At 59.0% G+C, this 26,016-nt stretch carries 18 protein-coding genes and 1 tRNA gene; 10 read left to right on the plus strand and 9 right to left on the minus strand.

All coding sequences use genetic code 11. From position 1 onward, the window contains the following. The first annotated feature begins 6 nt into the window (after positions 1-6). Positions 7-1,239, plus strand: coding sequence for an OmpA family protein (locus AC5ZFO_RS12780; RefSeq protein ID WP_496122136.1), 1,233 nt, complete (start codon positions 7-9; stop codon positions 1,237-1,239). Between the two features lie 357 nt (positions 1,240-1,596). On the opposite strand, the gene AC5ZFO_RS12785 is transcribed toward AC5ZFO_RS12780, so the two are convergent. Next, the gene (locus AC5ZFO_RS12785; protein WP_496122137.1) at positions 1,597-3,579 is read right to left on the minus strand and encodes a DUF2075 domain-containing protein; all 1,983 of its coding nucleotides are present in this window, start codon (positions 3,577-3,579) and stop codon (positions 1,597-1,599) included. Positions 3,580-3,617: 38 nt separating this feature from the next. Here AC5ZFO_RS12785 and AC5ZFO_RS12790 point away from each other — a divergent pair, with 38 nt between their 5' ends. Beyond that, positions 3,618-4,514 (plus strand): 3'-5' exonuclease, encoded by an 897-nt coding sequence (locus AC5ZFO_RS12790; RefSeq protein WP_496122138.1) that lies wholly within the window; start codon positions 3,618-3,620, stop codon positions 4,512-4,514. 52 nt (positions 4,515-4,566) lie between these two features. Here AC5ZFO_RS12790 and AC5ZFO_RS12795 read toward each other — a convergent pair whose 3' ends face one another. Together AC5ZFO_RS12795 and AC5ZFO_RS12800 are read right to left on the minus strand one after the other, a co-directional pair. Beyond that, on the minus strand, positions 4,567-4,791 hold the full coding sequence (locus AC5ZFO_RS12795) for a hypothetical protein (RefSeq protein ID WP_496122139.1): 225 nt from the start codon (positions 4,789-4,791) through the stop codon (positions 4,567-4,569). A gap of 957 nt (positions 4,792-5,748) precedes the next feature. Next, entirely contained in the window at positions 5,749-6,270 is a 522-nt protein-coding gene (locus AC5ZFO_RS12800) for a hypothetical protein (RefSeq protein WP_166346422.1), read from the minus strand. A 529-nt stretch (positions 6,271-6,799) separates the two neighbouring features. Between AC5ZFO_RS12800 and AC5ZFO_RS12805 the strand changes: the two genes are divergently transcribed. The 6 genes from AC5ZFO_RS12805 to AC5ZFO_RS12830 all read left to right on the plus strand — a co-directional run bounded on the left by AC5ZFO_RS12805 (position 6,800) and on the right by AC5ZFO_RS12830 (position 15,557). Continuing rightward, positions 6,800-7,243: a DUF2924 domain-containing protein gene (locus AC5ZFO_RS12805; RefSeq protein ID WP_496122140.1), complete on the plus strand. Its 444-nt coding sequence runs from the start codon at positions 6,800-6,802 to the stop codon at positions 7,241-7,243. Next, the gene (locus tag AC5ZFO_RS12810) at positions 7,240-8,619 is read left to right on the plus strand and encodes a recombinase family protein (protein ID WP_496122141.1); all 1,380 of its coding nucleotides are present in this window, start codon (positions 7,240-7,242) and stop codon (positions 8,617-8,619) included. Before AC5ZFO_RS12805 ends, AC5ZFO_RS12810 begins: the two co-directional genes overlap by 4 nt. Positions 8,620-8,684: 65 nt before the next feature. Next, positions 8,685-9,062, plus strand: a complete 378-nt coding sequence (locus AC5ZFO_RS12815) for a hypothetical protein (protein ID WP_496122142.1) — start codon at positions 8,685-8,687, stop codon at positions 9,060-9,062. A 587-nt stretch (positions 9,063-9,649) separates the two neighbouring features. Then, the gene (locus tag AC5ZFO_RS12820) at positions 9,650-12,283 is read left to right on the plus strand and encodes a TrlF family AAA-like ATPase (RefSeq protein ID WP_496122151.1); all 2,634 of its coding nucleotides are present in this window, start codon (positions 9,650-9,652) and stop codon (positions 12,281-12,283) included. Between the two features lie 29 nt (positions 12,284-12,312). After that, entirely contained in the window at positions 12,313-13,458 is a 1,146-nt protein-coding gene (locus AC5ZFO_RS12825; RefSeq protein WP_496122143.1) for a hypothetical protein, read from the plus strand. 422 nt (positions 13,459-13,880) lie between these two features. Beyond that, on the plus strand, positions 13,881-15,557 hold the full coding sequence (locus AC5ZFO_RS12830) for a hypothetical protein (protein ID WP_496122144.1): 1,677 nt from the start codon (positions 13,881-13,883) through the stop codon (positions 15,555-15,557). Between the two features lie 521 nt (positions 15,558-16,078). Here the strand turns inward: AC5ZFO_RS12830 and AC5ZFO_RS12835 are convergent. Further along, positions 16,079-16,168 (minus strand) — tRNA-Ser (locus tag AC5ZFO_RS12835). A 196-nt stretch (positions 16,169-16,364) separates the two neighbouring features. Here AC5ZFO_RS12835 and AC5ZFO_RS12840 point away from each other — a divergent pair. After that, positions 16,365-16,706, plus strand: coding sequence for a hypothetical protein (locus AC5ZFO_RS12840; protein WP_282520155.1), 342 nt, complete (start codon positions 16,365-16,367; stop codon positions 16,704-16,706). A gap of 179 nt (positions 16,707-16,885) precedes the next feature. Here AC5ZFO_RS12840 and AC5ZFO_RS12845 read toward each other — a convergent pair whose 3' ends face one another. From AC5ZFO_RS12845 to AC5ZFO_RS12855, 3 genes are all read right to left on the minus strand, one after another. Beyond that, complete coding sequence (locus AC5ZFO_RS12845; RefSeq protein ID WP_282520154.1) at positions 16,886-18,349, minus strand: trehalose-6-phosphate synthase; 1,464 nt, start codon at positions 18,347-18,349, stop codon at positions 16,886-16,888. 237 nt (positions 18,350-18,586) lie between these two features. Continuing rightward, positions 18,587-19,408, minus strand: coding sequence for a trehalose-phosphatase (otsB, locus tag AC5ZFO_RS12850; protein ID WP_282520153.1), 822 nt, complete (start codon positions 19,406-19,408; stop codon positions 18,587-18,589). Positions 19,409-19,411: 3 nt separating this feature from the next. Then, the gene (locus AC5ZFO_RS12855) at positions 19,412-20,899 is read right to left on the minus strand and encodes an MFS transporter (RefSeq protein ID WP_282520152.1); all 1,488 of its coding nucleotides are present in this window, start codon (positions 20,897-20,899) and stop codon (positions 19,412-19,414) included. A 182-nt stretch (positions 20,900-21,081) separates the two neighbouring features. Between AC5ZFO_RS12855 and AC5ZFO_RS12860 the strand changes: the two genes are divergently transcribed. Beyond that, positions 21,082-21,453, plus strand: a complete 372-nt coding sequence (locus AC5ZFO_RS12860; protein ID WP_282520151.1) for a DUF3175 domain-containing protein — start codon at positions 21,082-21,084, stop codon at positions 21,451-21,453. 18 nt (positions 21,454-21,471) lie between these two features. Here the strand turns inward: AC5ZFO_RS12860 and AC5ZFO_RS12865 are convergent, their stop codons facing one another. Beyond that, the gene (locus tag AC5ZFO_RS12865; RefSeq protein ID WP_282520150.1) at positions 21,472-23,505 is read right to left on the minus strand and encodes a methyl-accepting chemotaxis protein; all 2,034 of its coding nucleotides are present in this window, start codon (positions 23,503-23,505) and stop codon (positions 21,472-21,474) included. A gap of 298 nt (positions 23,506-23,803) precedes the next feature. Continuing rightward, on the minus strand, positions 23,804-25,843 hold the full coding sequence (locus AC5ZFO_RS12870; protein ID WP_282520149.1) for a methyl-accepting chemotaxis protein: 2,040 nt from the start codon (positions 25,841-25,843) through the stop codon (positions 23,804-23,806). Positions 25,844-26,016: the final 173 nt, after the last annotated feature.

Here is a 26,016-nt window from a genome sequence, read left to right on the forward strand (position 1 = left end):
GCAATCATGTCAGTCGTGAACGGCCAGATCACCAGGCAGGGCTCCTCGTACCGGCAGGGCCTGGTACTCGGCCTAACGATGGCGGAGATCATGCTACTCCTGGTGTTCTGCCTGCTCATCGCCATGGCTACCTTTATCCTGAAGGAGCAAGAGAAGCGCGCCGCATCGGAAAAACGCGTCGAGACGTTGCTTGCCGATAATCGACGCAGCCAAGACCTCGTCAAGGCGCTCAGCAAAAATGAGGCCCTCGTCGAAAAGCTCAAGACTATCGCGGGCAGCAGCGATCCTCAGGCAATTGATCAATACTGGCGGGAACTGGTGGAAGGCCGCGCAACCGCCGACGAGCTCCAAAAGTCCGGCATAACTCTCAAGGAGCTTCGTGACCGGATTGCACAAGTCAAGACGTTGGATGCCAATGGCATCGACATCGACAAGGCAGTCAAGGACGCAAACGCCATGGCGGCGATCAACCGTGCGCTGGCAAAACCGGGCGAGCCACCTGTATCAACACAGTCCATCATCGATGCGCTTAGCCGTACCGCGCCGGCCGGAGGCACGCCCGGCCATTTGTGGCCGCCGATCATCAGCCTCAGCGAGGCTAACGGCAATTTTTTCAAGAGCGGGAGCGCCGAGCTTTCCGCACCTTTCCGTGACAGCCTTCTGACAAAAATCCCGACCAAAGTCCTCGAATACATCAAACAATATGATGTGGATGTCGTCGAGGTGGTCGGTCACACCGATGAGCAGCCTCTCGGCGTGCACCAGTCCAACCTGGACCGAGATCTGCTACCGGTCCTCAAAGGCAAGACGGAGGTCGGAAAGCTCGTTCCGGCCGACAACGCCGGCTTGGGATTAGCTCGTGCGGTGTCGGTCGTGAGCGTCCTGAAGCAGAACACGCAGCTTGCGAACTACAAGATCATTCCACTTTCGGGCGCGCAGCTCGTGAATACCGATGAGACGCTCGCGATCGAGGGGATACCAGCGAATATCCCGGAACGGCGCCGAATTGAGATTCGGCTGCGCAAGTCGAGCGCCCATGAGGCCACCGCGAGCATTGCGCAGCCCACTCCCGCTCGCGTACTAAGCGTTACGCCCCGTGCGCTGGTCGCTCCAGTGAAGCCGGGCCCTGTAGCACCTGCGCCCATATCCCTGTTACCACGGCAACCGTCCTCACCGCCCAAATCGGCAGCGCCACCCGTGATCCGACCAACGCCGGGTACGCCCGCGATCGCGCATTGATCAATAACGTCCATGAAGTGGCGTGACTGGTTTCATGATTGCATAGCGCCGACCCATGACGCCGCACCAGCTTGCCGCGAGATCGCTCGCTGCTCTGAGGTTTAGGTTGCGCCGCGAGATGTCCTAAGATTGAGATGGGCAGTTCGCTCGCGTCTCAGCGAAAATAACGGCCTGATTACCTGGTGCGTCGTTTTGGATAGAATCGACTGAACGCATTGCCAATGTCCGCGACGGGTCGTTCGCTAATGGACCGCGAAACCGGGTCGACGACACGTCCGCTTTCTTCCCGAACATCTGACGTCATTCGAATATGAGATGTCATGGCAGAAGTCAGCGAGTGACCGACCTTCGCCAGGCTCAGGTTCTTCGATCAAGCAGCGGCAACCCACACTCCGCTAAGAATGCCGCCGTTTCATCGTAGAAGGCTGGAGGACGGGTCGCGTCGATCGAGTCACCCCTCGGAATATAAATAACCATCCCCTGTCGCGCGCGCGTCAGCAACACACGGTAGGCGTTGGTCAGGTAGACCTTGCGGTTGTCATCATTGACGTTCTGCCATCGCGTGCCGGCAAACCGATAGAACTGCCACCTCCCGCCGACCGACCGAAAATCAGCGTCCCAGCAGACCCCTACCCAATCGAGTTCCAGGCCCTGAATATCGAATTCGGTTGCAGGATCTTCCATATAGTAGGACGAGCGAACATCATCTTTCCCATTCAAGAACCAAGTCGTCGCTTCGATCTTTTCGTGAACGTTGATCCCGTCTGGCTTCAGGCGCGATGCGCCCGACGAGGCCACTAAACCAATTCGTTCCGAACCCCGTCCGCGATCACGGAGCCACTGCCGCGCGTGACCTAGCTCCCGCGTCAGAACGATCGGATACGTCTCCTTGATAGCCTGATATAGCTCTTTAGCCTCTTTGGCCTCACCTGCGACCAGCGCGCCTATAAATTCCGAGAGCTTCTCTGCACGGAACGATCGAACAGAGACCGCCAAATGAAGCGCCGGCAGAGATTGGCTCTCGAGCCCTTCGAGAAAGGCCGGCAAGTCTTGTCCCCAATGGTAGTCGCGATGGGCCAGTTGTTCCGACGTATAGACTTTCCAATTTCGGAAGCTTCGCTTGAGCGCGGAAAACCATTCGGTCAAGCCCGCTTCACCCGCGTTGATCTCCTGCCCTCCGCCTATGAGGCAAATGATCGTGCACCAGCCGTCATGCCTGTCCATAACGCTTATCAGAAACTCAGGCTCAGACATCTGGAAGTTTGTCTGCCCCTTCTTCTGACTCATGAAGTTTGCCAGGTGCTTGGCGTCCCATGCGCGCTGCGCCTCGTCGAACACCGCGACCCGCTCGATCGGTGGCTCAGAGGTGACGAGGTTACTGTCTCGGAAATGCATGATGTTCTGAACGAAGCTTTTGACTTTCCGGAGCGCGTCAGACTTTCTACTCTTCTCGCCGCGTTCCTTTAATTGCGCGTGTTCGTCCCGCGCCAGTGCCTCGCGCAGCACCTCCACCAAGGGGCCATTGCCGGACAGGAAGACAGCATGCTCTTCCTCGTGGGCCTTAGTCCGAAGCGTCACGAGATTGAGGCCAGCCAACGTCTTTCCGGCACCTGGCACTCCCGTTACAAAGCAGATCGCCTTGCGCCGATGGGCCTTGGCATCCTCGATGATGTCAGCAAGGCAGGCCGCCGTTTGGCTTAGATTCTTGGCTCCGGCATCGGAGCGTGTGATGTCTTCGACCCGATGCCCCTGGTACAGCGCCTGCGCGGCTTCAATGATTGTGGGAGTCGGCTTGTAACCACTCCGCGACCACTGGGCGCCGTCAAGTTCGGCCTGCTCTGGTATCTCACGCACGATACGCCCGAGAATTTCCCGCAGATTGCCCCCATTCGATTTGACCGGACTTGAGATTCCGTCACTCTGCCATGCCAGATCGAAGGATGGGTTCGCTGCCATCGTCGCAACAACGATCGGCACTATTCGCCGCTCATGGCTACCGGCATGAAAGTTCTTGAGGTCAAGGGCATAGTCGACAACTTGATCGAGGGCGGCCGCATCGAACTGATCCGAGCCGACCTTAAATTCGATGACGAAAACGATTCCCGCCGTAGTCACGACCACATCGGCACGCTTGCCCATGCGTGGGATTGCAAACTCAAATGCAATCCAACCATCGAGTCCACGAAATTGAGCCCGCGCGAGCTCGATTTGGCTCAGCCACGCGTTGCGCTGCAGCGCATCCAATGCAAAGGGATTCTGTTTGGCGAGACGCCCCAGAATGGCTTCGGGGGTTTGATCGACAAGCTCTTGGATCGAGCCGGAAAAAAAGGCACCATTCATCGTGTTTGCGCGCTTCCGCCTGATTTTTGGTTGATTCTATGACGTCGAACGAGATCAATCTAACGGCAATGGCCGAAATGTTATCGAAGTCCCCGGATTATCGGGTCCTTCGTCGGCTTACGCCCCGGACAGAATTCGCCTCATGCGATGGACAGGCAACAAAGACTGGCATTTTGCTTGATGTCGAAACCACCGGACTGAATACAGCGCACGACGAAATCATCGAGCTGGCAATGGTGAAATTCGACTATCTGCCAGATGACAGAATTGCGCGAATCACGGACGTATTTTCATCGTTCAACGAGCCTCAGAGTCCCATTCCTATCGAGATCACTGAGCTCACGGGCATTACGGACGAAATGGTCCTTGGGCATTGGATCGATCCGGACGCGGTTTCGGCGTTTGTCTCCGATGCTTTGATCATCGTCGCCCACAATGCAAACTTTGATCGAAAATTTGCCGAGCGCTATTGGCCGGCGTTCGAGCGCAAGCCGTGGGCGTGCTCTGCAACGGAAATCGACTGGCGTAAACACGGATTTGACGGATCGCGCCTAGGCTACTTGTTGGCCGGCGTAGGCCTCTTTCACCAAGCCCATCGCGCAATCGACGATTGTCGGGCTTTGATTGAAATCTTGGCCACAAACGTCCCAAACCAGGTTCGGCCGGCTTTCGCTATTCTCCTCGAACGTGCTCGGCGCAAGACAATTCGGATATGGGCAGAGCAATCGCCCTTCGAACTTAAGGACACGTTGAAAAGGCGAGGCTACCGATGGAGCGACGGCGCAGATGGAAGGCCGAGATCTTGGTACATCGATGTTGACGAAGCTCACCAATCAGCAGAAGTCGAATTCTTGAGAACAACCATTTATCTGCAGGACCTTGATCCAAGAATTCAAACATTGAGCGCGATGAACAGATTTTCGAGCCGCGTATAGAAGTTTGGCGCAACTGCGGCCCGGCCCGCAGTTCGCGGCAACGCGGCCAGCTCTACGCCATCAATTCTGCCTGGCGTGCTTCAAGCTGCGCCTTGAACGCGGCCATGAACACCTCGACGCCCGCGGAGGTCAATCCATCCTCGGTGATGAGGCCGAGCTGTATTAAGTTGTCTGTTTCGTTCGGACTGTCGCTGTGCGTCGACCCGCCCCCGAACAGCTTGACGACTATTCGCTGCTCTCGGCGCGTCAGCCTATTCCAGAGTTTCAAATCAGGCACCTGATGCCCCGAATCGCTGTACGACACTGAGGAATTAGCTGACGAGTCGGAGGCGAAATCGTGGCAGGAACGCAACGCCGTCGCGGTGGCGCGTCACTTCCATCCAGGCCGAATACTCCTCGTCGGATGAGAGTTCAAATGGGTCCGGGCCTCGAACGCCTTCCGGGAATACACTCTCGTCCTCACGACTGATCGCCCGCAGCTTTTGTCAGCTCTACCAAAAGCCTTGTCGCGCTGATGGCGTGCTCCCGTCCAGGCTAGCCGCGCATTTGAATCTCGGCTGCCTCACCGAAAGCAGCTTGCATCCCATCCCGGATACGATGTCCAATCTTCGGATGAGCCATCCGCTCTTTGTTGCGCTTGCCTATCTCGTCTCGGCGTGATCGCATCAGCTTCGCCATACGAGCGTTGCTTTCTGGCGAACGTTTCGAGCTACGTTATTTTTAGGTCCCTCTGAAGAAAGTCTCGATCCTTCACTGCTGATCCCAACCGGTCGGTGGCTTTTTGTATTTAATTCCAAGATTCTGCGTACGAACCACCCACACCGGTCCCGGAGCAACGGTCGTAAACTTTTGGGCACCCACTGTTCATGCTTGGTGGTGAAGGTTAGAGCAGAGGACATAGGCGAGAAATCCCGACCGCTTGCGCGTCGAGATCCTTCCCATGCCCTCAGCGATCTTGCTCGGCGGAGCCAGGCCGTCGCGTTCGGACCCTGCAGGTGCGATGGCGCCAAGCAGGTCGCGTCTACTTGCGGCGATGTCCATCTCGCCGGCAGCCACCCTCACGCTTAAGGCCGGGCTTGCCTTGGCTGCATCCCATGGTGAGCAAATTACACGCGCCGCCACCGTTAACCGACCAACGCGCATGAACGCGGTAAGCCGGGCGTGCTGAAATGTCAGGATATCGAACCGAGACTTTTGCGGGGGTACAGTCCCCTATGGTACCGCGGAATAACAATCACTTCGGTATCTTCAATGCGCCATCGCGACCGAGTAGCCGCTTGATTTGACCAATGAGACTAGACTGCCCTTTGCGAGTTCCTGTCGCAAAGACAAAAACCTGATTCACGAAAGTGTGGAATGATCCATCTTCCGTCTTTCGTGCTTCGCCTGGTCGAAAGTCATCATAGATGTGGTAGGCACCGATCACGAGGCGTTCGGCAGGCACGCCATACCACTGAGTGAGCATATTGGTGTTTCCACCCCGATCTTTGATAGGGAACGGGGTATTCAAAAGACTCCAAATCTCAAACTCTTGAGCCATTATTCGAGCGTATTCACTCAGAGCCCTTAGCTGAGCCACGATCTCCCCATCACCATCAGCGATCAGCGAAGGCGGTGGCAATTGGGCTGCCCCCGCTGTTTTGAAGAGGAGCCTTGGATCGGGGCCGCCTGCGGCTGGCGCTCTTGGCCGACGAAGCCAATCTCGGGAGTAATCGTCCAATGAGCTAAGAGTGACCGCAAGCTGCCGAAATCTCATCGAGATTTCCTCCAGGTTACGCGTCACATGCCCCGCTCTAGGGGCTCCCTTAGAAGCGATCCTAAGTTTGTTGAAGCGTACCGCTAACTCTACGATTCGCCGTTCCGCGCAGCTTTCGCAAAGACAAACTTCGTCAGCCTTGTGTTGATGGTCGAACGTACCGAGCTCTCGTTTGGCTTCCGCTAGAGCGCCGGGAGTGCCTGCAGGCGCGACTTTCTCCGCGGGCGCTTTTATCGACCAGCGCTTAGGTCTCGCCATGGGGTAACCAACCTTCTAACATTGCGGGGTAGCGTCCGTGGACTGAACCCCACTTCTTGCTGAACGTTCGCGGGATGATACCCGCTCTCACGAACGATTCGAACTTGGACGGCGAGAAACTCGTTGAAATCGGCACCATTTTGGCCGCTGGTCTCCAGCGTCTTTTGGAACGGAAGTCCAGTCATTTATCGCGGTGCGACGAAGAAAATCCGCTCGACTGTGCGCCAGTGGTGAAGGGTCATGTCCGGAAAAACAGCACGGAATTGGCCTAATGAAAGCAAATGTTCTGTCGCAGTTGGCGGCCCTGAAAGGCGCCTCCGCCCCTGTTCTGAAAGCCCGCTGGCGCGAGCTTTTCCATACCGAGTCCCCTGCCTATAACCGCCGCTTCCTAGAGAGCCGATTGGCCTACCGGATCCAAGAATTGGCCTACGGCGGCCTCTCCCGGGAAACCACCGAGCGGCTCAAAGCCATGGCCAAGCAGTATGCCGACCAGAAGCCGGCGGACCGCAAGGCTCGACCGCTTTTGAGGCCTGTCGCCGGGACGAAGCTGATCCGCGAATGGGAAGGCGTGGAACACTGCGTCACCGTTCGCCACGATGATTTCGAGTATCTCGGCCGCCCCTTCAAGTCCCTGTCCTCGGTCGCCCGCCAGATCACGGGCACCAAATGGAATGGCTGGGTCTTCTTCGGACTAAAGAACTCGGTGGGTAAATGACTTCCCACAAAACGGCAAAGGGCCGAGCCAGCCCATTCACGAACTCCTTTGAGCGATCAGGCTCAAGCCCCGCCTCCGTCCGAAAGGTCCGCTGTGCGGTATATACCCGCAAGTCGAGCGAGGAAGGGCTCGACATGGACTTCAATTCGCTCGACGCCCAGAGAGAGTCTTGTGAAGCTTATATTTTGAGCCAACGAGCAGAGGGGTGGACCCCAGTTTTAGATCGCTACGATGATGGCGGCTTCTCGGGTGGCACCCTCGAGCGACCAGCCCTGAAACGACTCCTTGCCGCTGTCCAAGCCCGCAAGATAGATGTCATCGTGGTCTACAAGATTGACCGACTTTCACGATCGATGCTCGACTTCCTCAACCTGGTCGAGCTGTTCGAACGCCACGGGGTGACGTTCGTGTCCGTCACCCAATCCTTCAACACCAAGGATGCCATGGGCCGCATGGCATTGAACATTCTGGTGACATTCGCCCAGTTCGAGCGCGAGCTGATTGGCGAGCGGATCCGGGATAAGGTCGCCGCCTCTCGCAAGCGCGGCAAGTGGATGGGTGGTTGGACACCACTCGGTTATGAAGTCCGCGATCGCAAACTGCTAGTTCACGAAGTCGACGCCGAACGGGTCAGAGCAATATTTCAGCGGTTCGTGCAGCTCAAATCCGCAACCCGGCTGGCTCGCGAGCTTGTCGCAGCCAACGAACGGACCCGGTACGGCCATCTGTTAGACAAGGGCGTGCTGTACAAGATCCTCAACAACCGGGTCTACCTTGGGGAGGCGGTTCACAAAGGCACCTCATATCCCGGCGAGCACCAGCCGATCATCGATCGCAAGCTCTGGGATCAGGTTCACACTATTCTCAAGGAAAGCCCGCGTAAGCGCGCCGGCAATGCTCGCGCTCAGACACCTGCCCTCTTGAAAGGGCTTCTTTACGGTCCTGACGGCGCGGCGATGTCGCCGACACACACGCGAAAATCCGGTCGCCTCTATCGCTACTACATCAGTCAAACCGCGATGAAGCAGGGTAGATCAGACTGCCCCGTCAAGTTAGTACCGGCGGCCGAGTTGGATCGGATCATCATCGATCAGGTCCGTCTGCTGCTGCAAACCCCTGAAGTCATCGTTCAGACCTGGCGCGCTCTGCGCAAGCAAACCGTTGATGTCAGCGAGGCCGAAGTGAGAAGCGCGCTGCTCGGCTTTGACGAGCTCTGGGACGAGCTGTTTCCGGCAGAGCAAGCCCGCATCGTCGAGCTGCTCATTGAGCGCATCGATATGCATGCTAATCGGATGGACATCACCTTGAAGATCCAGGGACTAACCTCGCTCTCCGCTGAATTGCAGCCACAGCCCTTCCAACAGGCCGCCGAATGAACCGACCGACCACCCTCACCCTGGGACCCATTGGCCGACCGAAGCTCAGCCGTGACGGCGGAACCATGGTCGTAAGCATCCCAATTTCATTTCGACGACAGGGCGGTCGCAAACGCGTCGTCACGCCCGCGAATGCCGAGACTTGGGCACCGCCGAGGCCCCAGGTCGACAACACGCTGATCAAGGCCGTAGTGCGGGCCCATCGCTGGCGCAGCATGCTCGAAACAAACCTGTTCAGCTCTGTGCGAGAACTCGCCAAGGCCGAAAAGATCAACGAGTCTTATCTGTGTCGGGTGCTGAGGCTCACGCTACTCTCGCCGGCCATCACCGAAGCCATCCTCAACGGACTGCAGCCTGAAGGGCTTGAGCTGGCGCATCTGTTGAAGTCCATCCCAGCCGAGTGGGACAAGCAAGAAGCTATGCTTCGCCAGCGACAGCGTTAGGCCTACCTGTTCCTGAGGGGACAGGTAGGGGTCGCCCGGCCGGATGCAGACCAAGGGCTCCGATTCGCACATCGAATGTTATGGAACGTTCAATGGTGCGGGGTAATGTTCGTTCGCTGCCGCGTAGAACCACAAGGACACGCGAGGCGCGCGCTTGGTGTTCAATTCCTTCCCGCTCGTCGGGCGGATCGTCACGCGCGAGCGCACTGAGGACGATGCTGGCAAACCCGCACAAGACGGAGGTTCGCAATAAGCCCCCCATGGGCGTTTTGCCCCTTGGCACCCACAAGCAGGACCTGGAGAATTCGCCTCCGGACCTACACGGACCATAGACGAACGTCCGCCATTCAATTGCGCTCAACGGAGCCTCCAAGCTTCCCGGAGACCCCATGGTCGCCCGTCTTACCGGTGAACCACGCGCGGGAGATTTCTCTCTCCCTGCACCCATCGACCGAAAGGGCGTTTCACCGCCCCTAGTTACCGAGGACGTGGCGGAGCCGTTGTGCGATGCAACCTGCCGCACGGACTCTCGTGTATTTCGGAATTGCTTGTGCTACTTTTGCGCGCATTTTCCCGAAGGAATGACTATGGCGTTGGACGAAACTTCTTTTGCGTATGGCAGCGTCTGGGTTCGCGCGGACTTCCACCTCCACACGAGGGCGGACAAGGAATTCAAATATACCGGCGATGAGAACGCATTCGTCAGCGCGTATGTTGACGCCCTGCAAACGGCGGGCATTGGCCTTGGCGTCATCACCAATCACAACAAGTTCGACATGAACGAGTTCAAGGCGCTGCGCAGGCGCTGTCGGAAGGAAAACATCGGTCTCCTGCCTGGCGTCGAATTGTCCGTTGCAGACGGCGGAAATGGCGTTCACACGCTCATCGTGTTCTCGGACGAGTGGCTGACAACGGATGGCGATCTTATCAATCAATTCCTCGGTAACACGTTCTCAGGCCGGTCCAAGGCCCAATATGAACAGGAGAACGGACGGTCCAATGACAATCTGATCGAAACGCTGAAGAAACTCGAAGCGTTTGACCGCGATTTCTTTATCGTGTTCGCGCACGTCGAGGCGGATAGCGGCCTGTGGGCGGAACTGGATGGAGGGCGGCTCGGTGAATTATCGAAGCACCCGCTGATTCAGAAGTACTGCCGTGGCTTTCAAAAGGTGCGTACCCGCGACGCAGGCCCGAAATCTCGGCAAAAGGTCTTGGGATGGTGGGAAAAATATCCCGCCGAACTGGAGGGCTGTGACGCCAAAAAGATCGATGAAATCGGGCGCGGCCAGCAGTGTTTCCTCAAGATCGGAGATTTCGGTTTTGACGCGGTCAAGTTTGCACTTACTGACTTCCCATTTCGCGTCACGACAGAGCGGCCAAAAACGTCTCATTCACATGTCAACGCTATTCGGTTCGAAGGCGGCCTCCTCGATGGCATTCGCGTGCCGTTCTCACCGGAGATGAACTGTCTCATCGGCATTCAAGGTAGCGGAAAATCGTCAGTTTTGGAATCCTTACGGTTCGCACTCGACATATCGTTCGGCGACGAGTCAGCAGATACCGACTATAAGAATGATTTGCTTGATCACGTTCTAAAAAGCGGCGGTAAGGTTATCGTCGAGGCGACCGACCGGCACGGAACGGAGTACGAGGTTCGTCGCATTCTTGGTCATGATCCAGACGTTTACGTAGACGGTGTCTTACGTCCCGGCGTTGCAGTCCGTGAGACGGTTATCTGCAGGCCGCTTTATTTCGGTCAGAAAGACTTGTCCGCCGCAGGAAAGGGTTTTGGCCAAGATCTCGTCGAGAAGTTGGTTGGTGCGTCTCTGAAAGACGTACGTGAAACCATTGAATCCATCGGGGAGGCCTTGGAACGTGCAGTAGAAGACCTGCTAACCGCTCAGAGCGACGCGGAGCTTTTAGCGACGCGCGAAGCTGATCTCGCAAACGTCGATTACCGCTTGGAACAGTTCGAAAAGCACGGTCTCAAAGATAAGTTAGAAAAGCAGGTCGAATTCAAGAACGACGGCGCATTTTGCGTCAACGTGAACGAAGTTGCGGAGGAATGGCGTGAAGGCCTGGAAGAAGCAATTTCAAACGCTGACGAAACGATGGAAGATCTGGAAATCCCAGAATCCAAGGCGAACGCCGCGTATTTTACAAAATATGACGCCAAACTGAAGGCGCTCAAGAAAACAGTCAGCGATGCCAAGGGCGTGCTGAAGAACGTAGAGAAGGCACAGATAGACCTCTTAGCCGAACATAGCACCTTCACTAGGAACGCCGACGGACTCAAGGAAGAATTTGCAAAGACCGAGCGCGCCATTGCGAAGGCGCTCTCGGATGGGGGCGTGACCGCTATTAAGCCGGACGCCTACGTTAAGCTCACCGAGCAGCAGAAAACGCTGAAGAAGCAAATAGCCGATCTCAAGAAGAAAAGCGCGAAAGAAGCATCCCGTCGTGGCGCCGTCCTCACGCTAATAGCCAAATTGAACGACGCATGGCTCGAAGAATACAAGATAATCTCCCGCGAGCTGAACAAGATCAACACAGCGCAGGTTGCGTTGCAAGTTCAACCGGACTTCAAGGGCGACAAATCCGCATTTCGCGACGAAATGATCGAGATGTTCAAAGGCACCGCAATTCGGAAAGAAGCATTCGCCGAGATAACCGATAAGTACAAGGACTTCGGGGCTATTTACAGAGACCTTGAGAAGGCCTCCACTGCGGCAAAGGCAAAAGCGGAATTGTTCGCAGATACTTTCCGCAAAAACCTTGCGCAGCTACTCACGTATCAAGTTCCCAACAGTTTTGTCGTGACCTATCACGGCAAGCCTCTGAAATCACACTCGCTCGGCCAACGCGCATCCGCAATGATGTTGTTTCTGCTCACGCAGAATGAAAACGACCTCCTTCTGATCGACCAACCAGAGGACGACCTCGACAGTCAGACAGTATACGAAGAAGTCGTGAAGCTGGTGCGTGAGATCAAAAAAGAACGGCAGTTCATTCTCGCAACGCACAACGCTAATTTTCCGGTTTTGGGGGACTCGGAGATCGTCGCGGCGTGTGCCTACGAAGAGACCATCTCAGTCGTTGCGGGTAGCATTGATACCAAGGAGTCTCAGGGAAAGATCGTCAGTATCATGGAAGGCGGTAAAGAAGCCTTCGAGCGCCGCAAGACCATCTATGAAATCTGGGACGCCGCAGATGTCTGATTTCGGCGGAACTGATGGGTAGGCGTGACATGACAAAGTCGACCGGTGACGACAAAGCTGTAAGCAAATTCAAGCTGGCTAATCTCATACCCGGTGACATCCTGTTTTGCACCGATCCGGATGGACGCGAATCAAAAGCCATCCGGACAGCCACAGGCAGCCCGTTCAGTCACGCGGCGATTTATAAAGGGGAATTGAATTTCCTGGAAGCAGCCGATTACGGGGTGAGCAATTTCAATTACCTCCGGTTCGGCATAGCATCGAAGTCGAACGTAGCGGTCTATCGATTGAGAACCACGGACCAATCGGAATCCTTTGCTGCCAAGGCATCGATAACCGTTGAGAAATACCGTGAGCTCGATTACTGGACGCCGGGCGCGGTAATGTCGGCCTTCAAGAGGCTACGCAGATTGGGGGCGTGGACTGGATTATGGCTACCAGCGAGAGAGAAGGGCTTTTTTTGCTCATATCTGGTCGCACAATCCTATGACGACGCGGGACTCGCGTTGTGTCCAGGCCTCAAGACACATGAAATTCATCCGGGCGACCTTCTTAAATCCCCCTATCTGGAAAATGTGTCCCACATGACAATCGTTGATCTTCCTGCTTGGGACACGCGCGCCGACGTCCTCGATGGCCATGGTCGCGAGTCGCCATTCCAACGCTACACGACCGCCCGAAAACATATTCTGACTGATATCCAGAAACTGATGGCGAACTCCGGGTTGGCGAAGCCGGCGACGCTGGACGACGTTCTGCAAATTATCATGTTGGACGAAGACGCCGAGCGGCAGAAGTCCGTTGACGGTAAGGTCAGCGAGCAGCTCGAGATGAGTGGCTTCGCCGCACTAACATTAGCGCACACGTCCATCATCGAGGGTGACGAACCCGGGACCATAAACGGGGTCGCCTATTCGGAATTGCCACTGGACGTTCTTAAGGCAACGATTGCGAACCACGAATTCCTCAAGGAAAAGTGGGAAATACGCCTCGGTGACGTGGAAGGGGAACGCGCGGCGGGAAAGGAGCTGCGCGAAAAGATCCCGCTCGAAATCCTCGGAGTATGGGATCGGCATCTGGAAAACTTCGGGACAGCGCTCGAAAATGCGCTTTCTTTGATTGAGGGGACGATTAAGGATCTCAATGCAGAACTTAGTAAGCGCGAGAATAAATAGTGCCAACTCATTCAATGTTTCCGGCGTCGGCTGGAAGCTGCCTTACCAATTCGCTGATTGCAGAAAAGCTCATAAACGGACACATCCCGACCCAAGTTCTCGCGATACGCAGGCTGGTCGAAGGAACCCGAGGCGTTATCTCGCTGCGCCGTCTGCTTATAGAGATACGCAGCAACTTCCACTTATTCACGCGTGAAAACTACGTTTGCTATGACGACCTACCATACGATTACGAACCGGTCATGCAAAAGGAAAAGAGCGAAAAAGCTGGCAAAGGAGCGTTCTGGGGTTCGACCACCGGCCCCGAGGTCTGGTCCAGTGCGTAAATGGCGCACGAGCAATTCGACAGGCTCTCTGGAATTGCAGCCGCAAAGCGTAGCCGCAAGGATCGGCTCTCCCCACGAACGAAAGGGTTTACGCCCATGACTGAGAAAACAAAGGAAACATCCGACGCGCGGCACGACTTGCTCGATTCCATCAACGATCAGCATGAGACTATCCCGACGTTCGAAGCATGCCTAAATGCTCACGGCATGTACGAAACGATGAGGTTCGTTCTACGGTTAAGTCCCCGCAACCATGAGCTCATGGAAACGATCGAAGCCGGAGGATTCGAAACTGGACCTATCTCCTCCGAGACAATTCAGGCTTACTCAACCTACATCCATGAGACAATACACTGGTGGCAGCACGTCGGCTCAACATCCGGATTGTTGTTCAGCCTGAGCTATCTGGCGCAATCGCATTCCAGTATGGAGCAACTGCGAGAGGTCCTGACGACCTTTGGTCCAAAAAAGCCGCTTAAGGGCTGGACCGATAAAGTTCTATTGAAGGAAGGAGTTTCTGCGCAAGCTAGACTGGCTCCTGCCAATATCGCTGTGAACAATGCCTTGGACGTCGAATACTATAAATCATATGCGTACGATCCAAGAGCATCTATCAAATGGATGATCGATCAGAATCACTTTGAATCGGTGGGCCACACCTATTTTATCGTCTACGGCCAGCTCGTCGGCTTGATTGGAGACGTGATTGATCCTGAGTTATCGGCGCTACCCAAAATTACCGATTGGGACGCAGAGATTCAGCGACTTAACTCCGAGCAAGTTGAAGGTTATTACTGGCGCTCCCCGGTTCGTCTTCCCGCAGTTGGGATGCGCGCCATCTATGAAGGCCAGGCCCGCTTCGTTCAGCTACAATTCCTTGATGGCGCTCAGGGGCATTCACTTCCGTGCAGCGAGTGGCGGCATATCGGCTACCTGTCCGGCATATATGTTGAGGCGTTCGACGCCTTCCTTAAACTTTCGGGATCCGAATGGCCGGAGCAAATATCCGATCCGATCGTCGGATTATTCCTTCTGGTATGCGATCTCGCCATCAATCCTACGCGGGGCCTTCCGCTCGATATCGACTCCTTCGAAGACTTCATTCTGGATGTAGACGTCGGCATTCGCTTCACCCGACTGAGCATGGCGGTGAGGGAATTGCCCCACCTAAAAACGGCCGTCAGAGATTTTTCGAGAGAGGAGTATATCGCGATCTCGAACGACCTGATCAGGGAAACGGGATATGATCATCCCTTGAGTGGTCTTCAAGCGGTCGTGCAATGGGGTGAGACGGCGCCCGGGCTGGCGAAGCTGATGGAAGAGCATCGGACGTTTGAATTCGATCGCACGAATCTGCCGATCCGTGTTTTCGTGTCACACTTCGTTGCCTTTTGTATCGATAAATTTGAAACGCCAGAGTTCTTCTGCTGGCCAGGAAAATACATGTCCGGCGGCGGTGACGAAAAAGACGTCCGGGAAGTCTGGCTGCGACATCTCTCGCTCTTCAGCGATCGAGGCGATAAAAACGGAATTTATCCTAGAAAGTGGCCCAACCGATCCGAAACAGCTGTCATGCAGACGTTTAACCGGTTCTATGGAACGATGACACTCTACGATCTTACGCGGCAGTGGATTCTAAAGGATGGACCCTTCATTTGCGACTACCGCTGGATTTCTGAAAATTATAGCCAGGAGCATGCCGATGCTTGGGCGAACGATACTTTCAAACAGATATACGGTGTGACGCTAGACGAGTTCGACATAGTTCAGTAGGCCTTCGAAGCGGTCCCCGTCTTGAGGATTTTTGAACTGCCATCCTCGGGTGCAGAGCTTATCGTACCTGTCTCCGCCGATAGTCTCTGCAAAACGGCAAGGAGAAGGCCGGAGACTTTTCCCGATTTCCGCGTGGAGTTCGGCAAACCCACGCTCCGGAGACGAGTGCAATTGCGCCAACCCCGCGATTTCCGGCCCATTCGCGCGTCTCTTGGGAAGTCTCTTCGGAAGCCGGAATGCGTGGCTGGGGCGGCAGGTATCGAATCACAAATTCCGCTATGGCCATTTGTTGGTTGAGCGAGAGGGATCCAAACCGCTCCCCTAATGAGCCTCTGATCTTCCGGAAAATCCCGTACTAGACCAATTTTGCGGGTTCTAAGATTCGGAGAAAATTCGGTTCTCCAGCTATCTCCAGCACCTAATTGGATGGGTGATGGGACTTCTCCGTCCGCAAAAAGGCAGGAAAACAGCCGTGTTTCTGACCGGTCTCCAGGTGGAAGTACGACGTGATTTTGGTGGGGTGGCGGAGAGAGTGGGATTCGAACCCACGGTACGGTTTCCCGCACACACGCTTTCCAAGCGTGCGCCTTAAGCCACTCGGCCATCTCTCCGGAGCGCCCTCTCTTGAAGGGGCGCCGGTGATTTTGCAAGAGATCGCGGGGAAATCGGGTGAAATTTCCGTAAGATATTGTATTCAAAAGAGAATATCTGACTTCGATTGCCGCCTCGGAACCCCTTGCTGACTGAACCTGAGGTAGGTTTGGCGCGACGATTCACAACAGACCGCCAAACACGACCGGGGACGCCATGACCATCCGCAAGACCATCGCCGCCTTTGGCCTGATTTCGGCTCTTGGCTCCGCCTTCGCCGGGCCGGCCTTAGCGCAGGTCTGTACCCGCCAGGGCGTCGACGTGAGCTGCGACGACGGGCGACGCGGGATGCTGTCGGGCGATGCCATCATCTGGCCGGACGGGACGCGCTCGAGCTCGACACCGCATCAGAGCGTGATCATCGGCAACAAGAGCTCGGTGCATGTCGGACCCGGCGTGTTCGTCGGCCAGGGCAAGGGCATGGTGCCGCTGGACGATCCCAACGCGCCGAACAAGCGGCAATGCGCGATTTTGGATGGCGTGTCGTATTGTTATTGAGGGCGCTCGTTTTTCACCTCGCCCCGCTTGCGGGGAGAGGTCGGATCGTCCCCGGCGATGCGAAGCATCGTCCGGCGCGATCCGGGTGAGGGGGTACAGGTCCGTCGACAATCGCGTGCGTGGAGAGAGCCCCTCACCCCGACCCTCTCCCCGTAAGAACGGGGCGAGGGAGAAGAGAATTAAATCAGCCGCACACCTGATATCGCCGACTTCAGCCAGCGCAGTGCCTGTGGCGACTGGGTCTCGAGCGGTGTGACGACGACCTTCTCGGTCCGGCACTTCTCCAGCTCGGCGACGAAGTCGGCGGACCATTGCTGGATGGTGTGGCCGCGCAGCTTCTTCATCATCGCGTCCCAGCGCATCTTGCGCTCGGCGAGCGGCATTGCGGCCGCGACCGCGATCGCGCGCGCCATGCCGTCGATGTCGTGCGGATTGACCAGCAGCGCCGTTTCGAGCTCGTTGGCGGCGCCGGCGAACTTCGACAGTACCAGCACGCCGGGATCGGCCGGGTTCTGCGCAGCGACATATTCCTTGGCGACGAGGTTCATGCCGTCATGCAGCGGCGTCACCACGCCGATCTGCGCGGTGCGGTAGAGACCGGCGAGCACGGCCTGGCTGAAGCCCTTGTTGAGGTAGCGTATCGGCGTCCAGTCGACCTCGCCGTGGCGGCCGTTGACGTCGGTGACGAGACGCGCGACCTCGTTCTGGAGATTGCCATAGGCCTCGATCGCGCCGCGCGAGGGGTTGGCGATCTGGAGCAGCGAGATGCTGCGCGCGAACTGCGGATGCTCGGTCCAGAGCCGGTCGAACGCGCTGATGCGATTGACGAGACCCTTGGAATAGTCGAGCCGGTCGACGCCTATCGCGAGCCGCTCGCCGTTGAGACTGCGGCGCAGCCGCGACACGTCGGGATGCGAGGCCGACTTCGCAGCGTAAGCCGCGAACTTCTCCGCATCGATGCCGATCGGAAAGACTTCGCAACGCGTACGGCCATGCTGCGAGATCGCAACGCCGTCTTCGACGGCGAGGCCGAGCTCGCCCGCAACATAGCCGAGAAAATTCTGGCAATCCTCATTGGTCTGGAAGCCGAGCAGATCGTAGGCCAGCATCGCCGTGATCAGCTCGCGATGGTTGGGCACGCCCTGCATCACCGCGACGACCGGCCACGGCGTGTGCAGGAAGAAGCCGATCGGATCATCGACACCGAGATCGCGCAGCTCCGCGCCGAGCGCGAGGAAATGATAATCCTGCACCCAGAAAGCCGTCTTCGCTTTCCGGAAGCGCATCAAGGCGCGCGCCATGAAGGCGTTGACCTCGCGATAGCTGACATAGTCGTCGCGCGAGACGCGGATCAGATCGCTGCGCGAATGTAGCGCCGGCCACAGGGCCGAATTGGCAAAACCTTCGTAATAGCCGCCGTAATGCGCCGCCGGCAGATCCAGCGTCGCAATCGCGCCCGAGCCCAGCGCTTCGATCTCGGCGAACGGTTCCTTCTGATGGCCGTCACGCACGCGGCCTGACGAACCCACCCAGATAGCACCCGAATGTTCCACCACGGGAAGCAATGCCGCAGCCAAGCCACCCGTCATGGGTTCGTTGGGTTTGCCGCGCGCAACTCGATTTGAAACGACGACTAAGTTCACAGGTCGTCCCCTCCTGTTCATTCCACCCCGTTTAACTGCCGTTCATCAATATGGTTCCTGATCATCATTTGTACGAATTGAAACCAAAATCAGGCGCGTGCGTTGGAACCAGTTTTCCTCGAGGGAACCCGGCGGTTTCACTCAACAAAGGCGATTTTCGCGGCTGTGTTGCCCAGCGTGAATTGCGCGCGCACGCGAACGACGCGAGCGACAATGTGGCCCCGAGGTGTCGGTGCCTTATTCCAACCTTGTATCGTCGAGCAGACGCGCGAGGAACGCACGGACATCCTTCGGCTCATCGAAATGGCCGTTGACGCCGATGGCGCGGCGGCCAACGGAGAAGGAGAGGCCGTTCATGTCGGGCATGATCGCGAACACGGTCTCATCGGTAACGTCGTCGCCGATGAAGATCGGACGGCGCCCTTTGAAAGGCTCATGCTTCATCAATTCGCGCACGCCGGTCGCCTTGGTGAAGCCGGAATGCTTGATCTCGCAAACGAACTTGCCGGGCAGCACCTCGATCGGCGCATTAGGGAGATCGGCGCGGATCAGCGAGACGGATTCGTAGATCGCCTTCTCCGCATGTGGCGCGAGGCGATAATGCAGCGCCAGCGAATAGCCCTTGTCCTCGAGCAGAATGCCGGGGCTGAGTTTTGCAATCGCAGCCAGGCGCCGCTTCAGCTCCTTGTCCATCGGCGGCGCATGCACATCGTCCGCTTCATTGTCCACCGACAGGCGCATTTCCGCGCCGTGACCGGCGACCGCGCGAAACACGTCGGGTGCGAAGATCAGGTCGATGTCGTTGAGCGAGCGGCCGCTGACCATCGCCAACGCGCCGGAGGTGCGCTCCGTCAGCCGGATCAGCGTTTCCGAAAGGCCCGGCGGCACCCAGACCTCGCGCGGCGTCGGCATCAGGTCGAGCAGCGTGCCGTCGATGTCGAGCAGGATCGCAGTCTCGCCCAGATGCGGCACGAGTGCATGCGGCACCGGCACCGCGTCGGGCGCTTCATCGTCGAGCATGACGGGCTTCTGATCCAATTCAGCGAGTTCCGATTTCATAGTCTACTCCATAAAGGCAAGTGGCCGCGCGATTTCTTCGAGCGATTTTCGTTCCGCGGCGACGGCGTAGCGCCACGCCACGAACGCAGCCGCGATCATCAGGAAGGCCCCCAGCAAATAGCCCGCGAACACGCTGGTGCGTGAACCCGTGTCGATCAGCGCGCCGAACAGCGCGGGCCCGATCACGCCGCCGATGCCGGTGCCGACCGCGTAGAACACCGCAATCGCCAGCGCGCGCACTTCCAGAGGGAACGTCTCGCTGACGGTCAGGTAAGCCGCGCTCGCGGCGGGCGAGGCAAAGAAGAAGATCACCATCCAGGCAATGGTCTGCCCCTGCGCGCTCAGCGCGCCGATCGAGAACAGATAGCCCGAGAGCGCCAGCAGCACGCCCGATACGCCGTAGGTGAACGTGATCATGACGCGGCGGCCGAGCGTATCGAACAGGCGGCCGAGCAGCAGCGGCCCGAGGAAGTTGCCCGCGGCGAACGGCAGGAGATACCAGCCGACATGTTCGGCGCTGATACTGTAGAAGTCGGTCAACACCAGCGCGAAGGTGAAGAAGATCGCATTGTAGAAGAACGCCTGCGCGACCATCAGCACGAGGCCAACCATCGAGCGCTGGCGATAGACGGAGAACAACGTGTGCACGACCTCCCTGATCGGCGTGTGGTCGCGCATCTTCAGTCGGATTTTCGCGAAGCGGCCGTCGCTCGCATCCTGGTCATGCCCGATGACGGAGCGCTCGATCTCGTCCACGATGGCGTGGGCCTGGTCGGGCCGGCCGTGGACCATCAGCCAGCGCGGGCTCTCCGGAATCCACATCCGCATCAGCAGCACGACAAGGCCAAGGGTCGCGCCGATGAGATAGGCGAGGCGCCAGCCGAGATCAGGACCGATCAATGCGGGATCGAGCAGCACGATGGCCGCCACCGCGCCCATCGCCGCGCCGATCCAGAAACTGCCGTTGATGACGAGATCGGTCCAGCCGCGATAACGCGCCGGCACCAGTTCCTGGATCGTCGAGTTGATCGCAGTGTATTCGCCGCCGATGCCGGCGCCGGTGAGAAAGCGAAACAGCGCGTAGCTCGCGACATTCCACGACAAGGCGGTCGCGGCGGTTGCGGAGAGATAAAGCGCCAGTGTGATGAAGAACAGCTTCTTGCGGCCGATGCGATCGGTGAGCCAGCCGAAGCCGAGCGCGCCGAGCACCGCACCGGCAAGATAGGCGGAATTGGCGATACCGAGATCGAGATTGGAGAATTGCAGCGACGGACTCTGCTTCAGCGCGCCGGAGAGCGCGCCGGCCAGCGTCACCTCGAGCCCGTCGAGGATCCAGGTGATTCCGAGCGCCAGCACGACGCGGGTGTGAAAGCCGCTCCACGGCAGCGCGTCGAGCCGCGCGGGAATGCTGGTCTCGACGATGCGGTCGGCCGCGGCCGCCGCAGAGACAGCAGGTCCGTAATTCAGCGCTGGGCTTTGCTGCAATTCCATCGCGTTGCTGGGTCTAACCAATGGAAGCGGCCCCGGCTCACATGGTGTGGACTGGGGCGATCCGATCATCGGGGTGCGGCATTCCGCCTGCCACCTGCGACAACGCCTGCGGCAATGGCAGGTTCCCGCAGGAACGGCCCTTGGGGTCGTCCGTTTCCGATGGAGCCGCAGGGAGTTGGCGCATGGCTCACGTCAGAAAGACGACACATTCTCGAAAGACGGGCGTGCAGAAGACCAGTACGAGGCGCAGCACGACCGCGCGCAAGAGCACGAGGCGCGCCTCGCCAAAGCGCTGGTCGCAGCGCGTGACGAAGGAGAGCGATGCACTCGACCTCAAGCGGGGCGTGTTCAAACTGACCAGCGCAAAGAAGATCGCGATCTCGCTGAAGCGCTCGGCCGAGCACAGCACGCGCCGCAAGTCAGGCGCCTACCGCTCGGCGCTCTCGATGCTGACCTTCTACATCAACCGCGCCGGCAGGACCCTGCCCAAGACACAACGCGCGCGGCTGGAGCGCGCGAAGGTCGAGTTGAGGCGGGCGTTCGGGAGGGAGTGAGACTCGTCGGTCTGAGCCCTACGCCGCCCGGATATTGCCCATGAAGCGATCGAGCTCGGCGCGGAGGCGGGTGCTTTCCGACGACAGCGTCTTGGCCGAGTTCAGCACCTCTTCCGAGGCCGAGCCGGTTTCGGCGGCGCCGCGGTTGACCTGGCCGATGTCGGTGGCCGCGGTCTGGGTGCCCTGTGCAACGGTCTGGACGCTGCGCGCGATTTCCTGAGTCGCGGCGCCCTGCTGCTCGACGGCGCTCGCAATCGACGTCGAGATCGACGAGATCTGGCCGATGGTCGCGCCGATCTCCTTGATCGCCGCGACCGATTCGGCCGTCGCGCCCTGCATCCCGGTAATGTGGGAGGAGATTTCGTCGGTCGCCTTCGCCGTCTGACTCGCCAGCGACTTCACTTCACTGGCGACCACTGCGAAGCCGCGGCCGGCCTCACCCGCGCGTGCCGCCTCGATGGTGGCGTTGAGCGCAAGAAGATTGGTCTGCTCGGCGATCGCCGTGATCAGCTTGACGACTTCGCCGATCTGCTGGGCAGCGTGCGAGAGCTTGCCGATGCGGCTGTCGGTTTCCTTCGCCTGCACCACAGCAGCTTCCGCGATGCGGCTGGAATCGCGCACCTGGCGGCCGATCTCCTCGACCGAGGCCGAGAGCTCTTCGGTGGCGGTTGCAACCGACTGCATGTTGCTGGAGGCCTGCTCGGAGACACCGGCGACCTGGCTTGAGAGGCTCTGCGTGGTCTCGGCGGTGCGCGTCAGGGTGGAGGCCGCCGATTCCAGCTGCACGGCCGAGGCCGAGACGTTGGAGACGATGGCGCCGACGGCGCTCTCGAAATCGTCGGCAAAGCGAATCAGCTCGGAGCGGCGGCTGGCGGCCTGCTCGCGGTTCTGGGCTTCGCTCGCGGCGGCGTCGCGCTCGGCTTTCGCGACAGCCTGAACCTTGAATTCCTCGACTGCACCGGCCATCTCGCCGATCTCGTCCTTGCGCCCCAGACCCGGCAACACGACGTCGAAATTGCCGGACGCAAGCTCGCGCATCGCCTTGCACATCGCGATCATCGGACGCGAGATGCCGTTGCCGAGCATCAGGGCCAGCACGGCGCCAATGGCGAGGCCGCCGAGCGCCATCATCAGCATCAGCCGTTCGGTCTCGGTGATGGTGGAGTTGGCGCTCGCTTCGATGCGCTGCTGATCCGAGGTCAGATCGGACCGCAGCTCAGCCGAGAGCTTGAGAATGCCCGTCGCCGTCTTGGTCATCTCACCGTTCAACTTGACGATGATCTTCACGTTCTCGGTCAGCTTCGAGAAAGAGGTGCGGTACTGCTTCAGCAGATTGCCGATTTCGGTGACGCGGTCGGTGATCTTCTGGTCGTTGGCATAGATCGAGACCAGCAGCGTCTCCAGGAATTTGATGCGGGCGATCACGCCGTCGGCGGTCTTCGGCTCCGGCTTGGCGACGAAGGCGCTGACCGAGGTGGAGACCGCGAGATATTGCGAGGTGACGTCCTTGGCGGTGGTCTGAACCGAGTTCAGGCCTGCCAGCGCGGCCGTATCCGCGAGATCGTCGAACTTGAAGCGGATCTTGTTGCCGACGCTGTTGAGCTCGTCGGCGGCGATCTTGTTGTTCTCGCGCGTCAGCGTGATGATCTCACCGAATACCTTCGTAAATCGCTGGAATTCGGTCTCGAGCTTGCCGACCTGCTCGCGGCGCGCCGCGCCGGTGGTCGCGGCCATCGACTTGGCGATCGCGCCCTTCAGATTCTCTTCGGCCCCCTTGGCCGCGGTCTCGTCATCGGCCGCACCCGTCAGCGTATAGGCCCGCGCCAGTCCCTGATAGCTGATCAGGTCGCGATCGACGGTCCGCGCGAGGTCTGCTTCCGACACGCTGGCCCGGTAGGATGCCACGGCGGCCTGGATCCGCTCGAAGCCAAAATAGGCGAAGGCCATGCTGACGGCGAGGATGGCCAGCACCGCCACGAAGCCGAGGATGATTTTTGCGCGAAAACGCAAGGTGAGCAGCTTCGATGTGTTCGGCGTCGACTTGACGGGCATTCCCCACCCCATTCCATTCGCGGAAAACCAGGCGCAGCCCGGAAGCAGCCCGCTTCCTGACTCGTGAGCACGGTAAGGGGCAAAGGATAAGCCGCGGTAAATTTATGGCGTCGCAACTTGCGGTTAGGTGACGCGGCCGAGCCTGTCGTCCCCGCGAAACGCCGGGACCCATCGCCACAGGAAGATGGTTGGCGAAGCCAGCTCGCTCCATGACCCCTCCCTGGGGTTATGGAGCCCCGCTTTCGCGGGGACGACAGCCGAGGGTGACGCGACAGCGAGGGCTTCCGGCCTGGCGACCTTACGCTGCCCGAATATTCCCCATGAACCGGTCGAGCTCGGCGCGCAGGCGGGTGCTTTCGCTGGACAGGGTTTGGGCCGAATTCAGGACCTCCTCCGAGGCCGAGCCGGTTTCGGCGGCGCCACGGTTGACCTGGCCGATGTCGGTGGCGGCGGTCTGGGTGCCCTGCGCGACGGTCTGGACGCTGCGCGCGATTTCCTGCGTCGCTGCGCCCTGCTCTTCCACGGCGCTTGCGATCGAGGTCGAGATCGACGAGATCTTGCCGATGGTGGCGCCGATCTCCTTGATCGCGGCGACCGACTCGGCCGTCGCACCCTGCATGCCCGCGATGTGCGAGGAAATCTCGTCGGTGGCCTTCGCGGTCTGGCTGGCCAGCGATTTCACTTCGCTGGCGACCACGGCGAAGCCGCGGCCGGCGTCGCCGGCGCGCGCCGCCTCGATGGTGGCGTTGAGCGCCAGAAGGTTGGTCTGCTCGGCGATCGCGGTGATCAGCTTGACCACTTCGCCGATCTGCTGGGCGGCGTGCGACAGCTTGCCGATCCGGCCGTCGGTCTCCTTGGCCTGGACCACGGCAGCTTCGGCGATGCGGCTGGAATCGCGGACCTGGCGGCCGATCTCCTCGACGGAGGCCGAAAGCTCTTCGGTGGCGGTTGCGACCGACTGCATGTTGCTCGAGGCCTGCTCGGACACGCCGGCGACCTGGCTCGACAGGGTCTGTGTGGTTTCAGCGGTTCGGGTCAGCGTGGAGGCCGCCGCTTCGAGCTGCACGGCGGAGGCCGACACGTTCGACACGATGGCACCGACCGCGCTTTCAAAGTCATCGGCGAAGCGAATCAGCTCGGAACGGCGTGCGGTGGCCAGTTCCTTGTTCTGGGCTTCGCTGGCGGCGGCGTCGCGCTCGGCCTTGGCCACGGCCTGAACCTTGAATTCCTCGACCGCGCCGGCCATCTCACCGATCTCGTCCTTGCGGCCGAGACCCGGCAGCACGACGTCGAAATTGCCCGATGCGAGCTCGCGCATCGCCTTGCACATCGCAATCATCGGACGCGAGATGCCGGTGCCGAGCAGGAAGGCGAGGATCGCACCGAGCACCGTGCCGCCGACGGCCAGCATCAGCACCAATTGCTCGGTCCGCCCGATGGTCGCTTCCGACTCCGAATCCAGCCGCTGCTGTTCGGCGACGAGGTCCGCCTTCATGGCGGTGGCGCCTTGCAGGATCGCGCCGGCCGAACCGCTCATCTCGGTGACGAGCTCATCCACCATCTTGGCATTCGCGATCAGCTTCTCCAGCGCTTCGCGATAGGCCACGAGGATGGTCTTGGCGTCCTTCAGGCCGGCGACGATCTTGTCGTCCATGGAATAGACCGCGCCGAGCGAATTCTCGACGAATTTCAGCCGCGCCAGCGCGCTGGTCGCGACCGCCTGGTCGGAGGTCAGCACGAAATTGGTGGCTGCGGCGCTCGCGGTCTGGAACTGGGCGTTGACCTGCTTGGTGCCGAACTCGATCGACTGCGCCTCGGAATCGGAGGCATTGTTGCCGATATCGTCGAGCTTGTATTTCAGGAGATTGGCTTGGCGCGTCAGCTGGTTCTGCACCAGCAGCGCGCTATCGCGCTTGGCCTGGAGGACCTTTGCGAAGGTTGCGGAGAAGTTGGAGAATTCCTTGGCGAGCTTGTTGAGGGCCTCCTGCCGCGCCAGCTTCTGGGCACTCTTGACCGCCTGATCGATGGCGTTCTTCAGGCCGGTCTCGGCGTCCAGCGCCGCCTTGGCGTCGTCCTCCTTGCCGGTGACGACGAAATATCTGACGGCCGAGCGGTAGGCGAGCAGCTCGCGGTCGATGTTGCGGGCGAGATCGGCCTCGGTGACGCTGCTGCGGTAGGACCCGACCCCGGACGAGACCCGCTCGAAGCCGAAATAAGAGAAAGCCATGCTGCCGGCGGAGATCACCAGCACTGCGGCGAAGCCGAGGATGATCTTGGCGCGGAACCGGAGGGTCGGAAATATTGTACGCTTCGACGGCGACGCGATACGCCCGGACATTCCAACCCCCATTTTCTATTCAGCCGTGATCCGGAGGCGCCCCGCCCCCGGACCCGGATGCGCAAAACTAGGGCACAATGGATAAAGGGCGGTAAATTCGGCAGGCTGGTGCAATCCGAGGCTTTGTCGGCCAAAAGCCGACCGGATGGGATGACCGCTGGCATCCCACATGG

The sequence above is a fragment of the Bradyrhizobium sp. Unk1 genome (genome assembly GCF_059512345.1).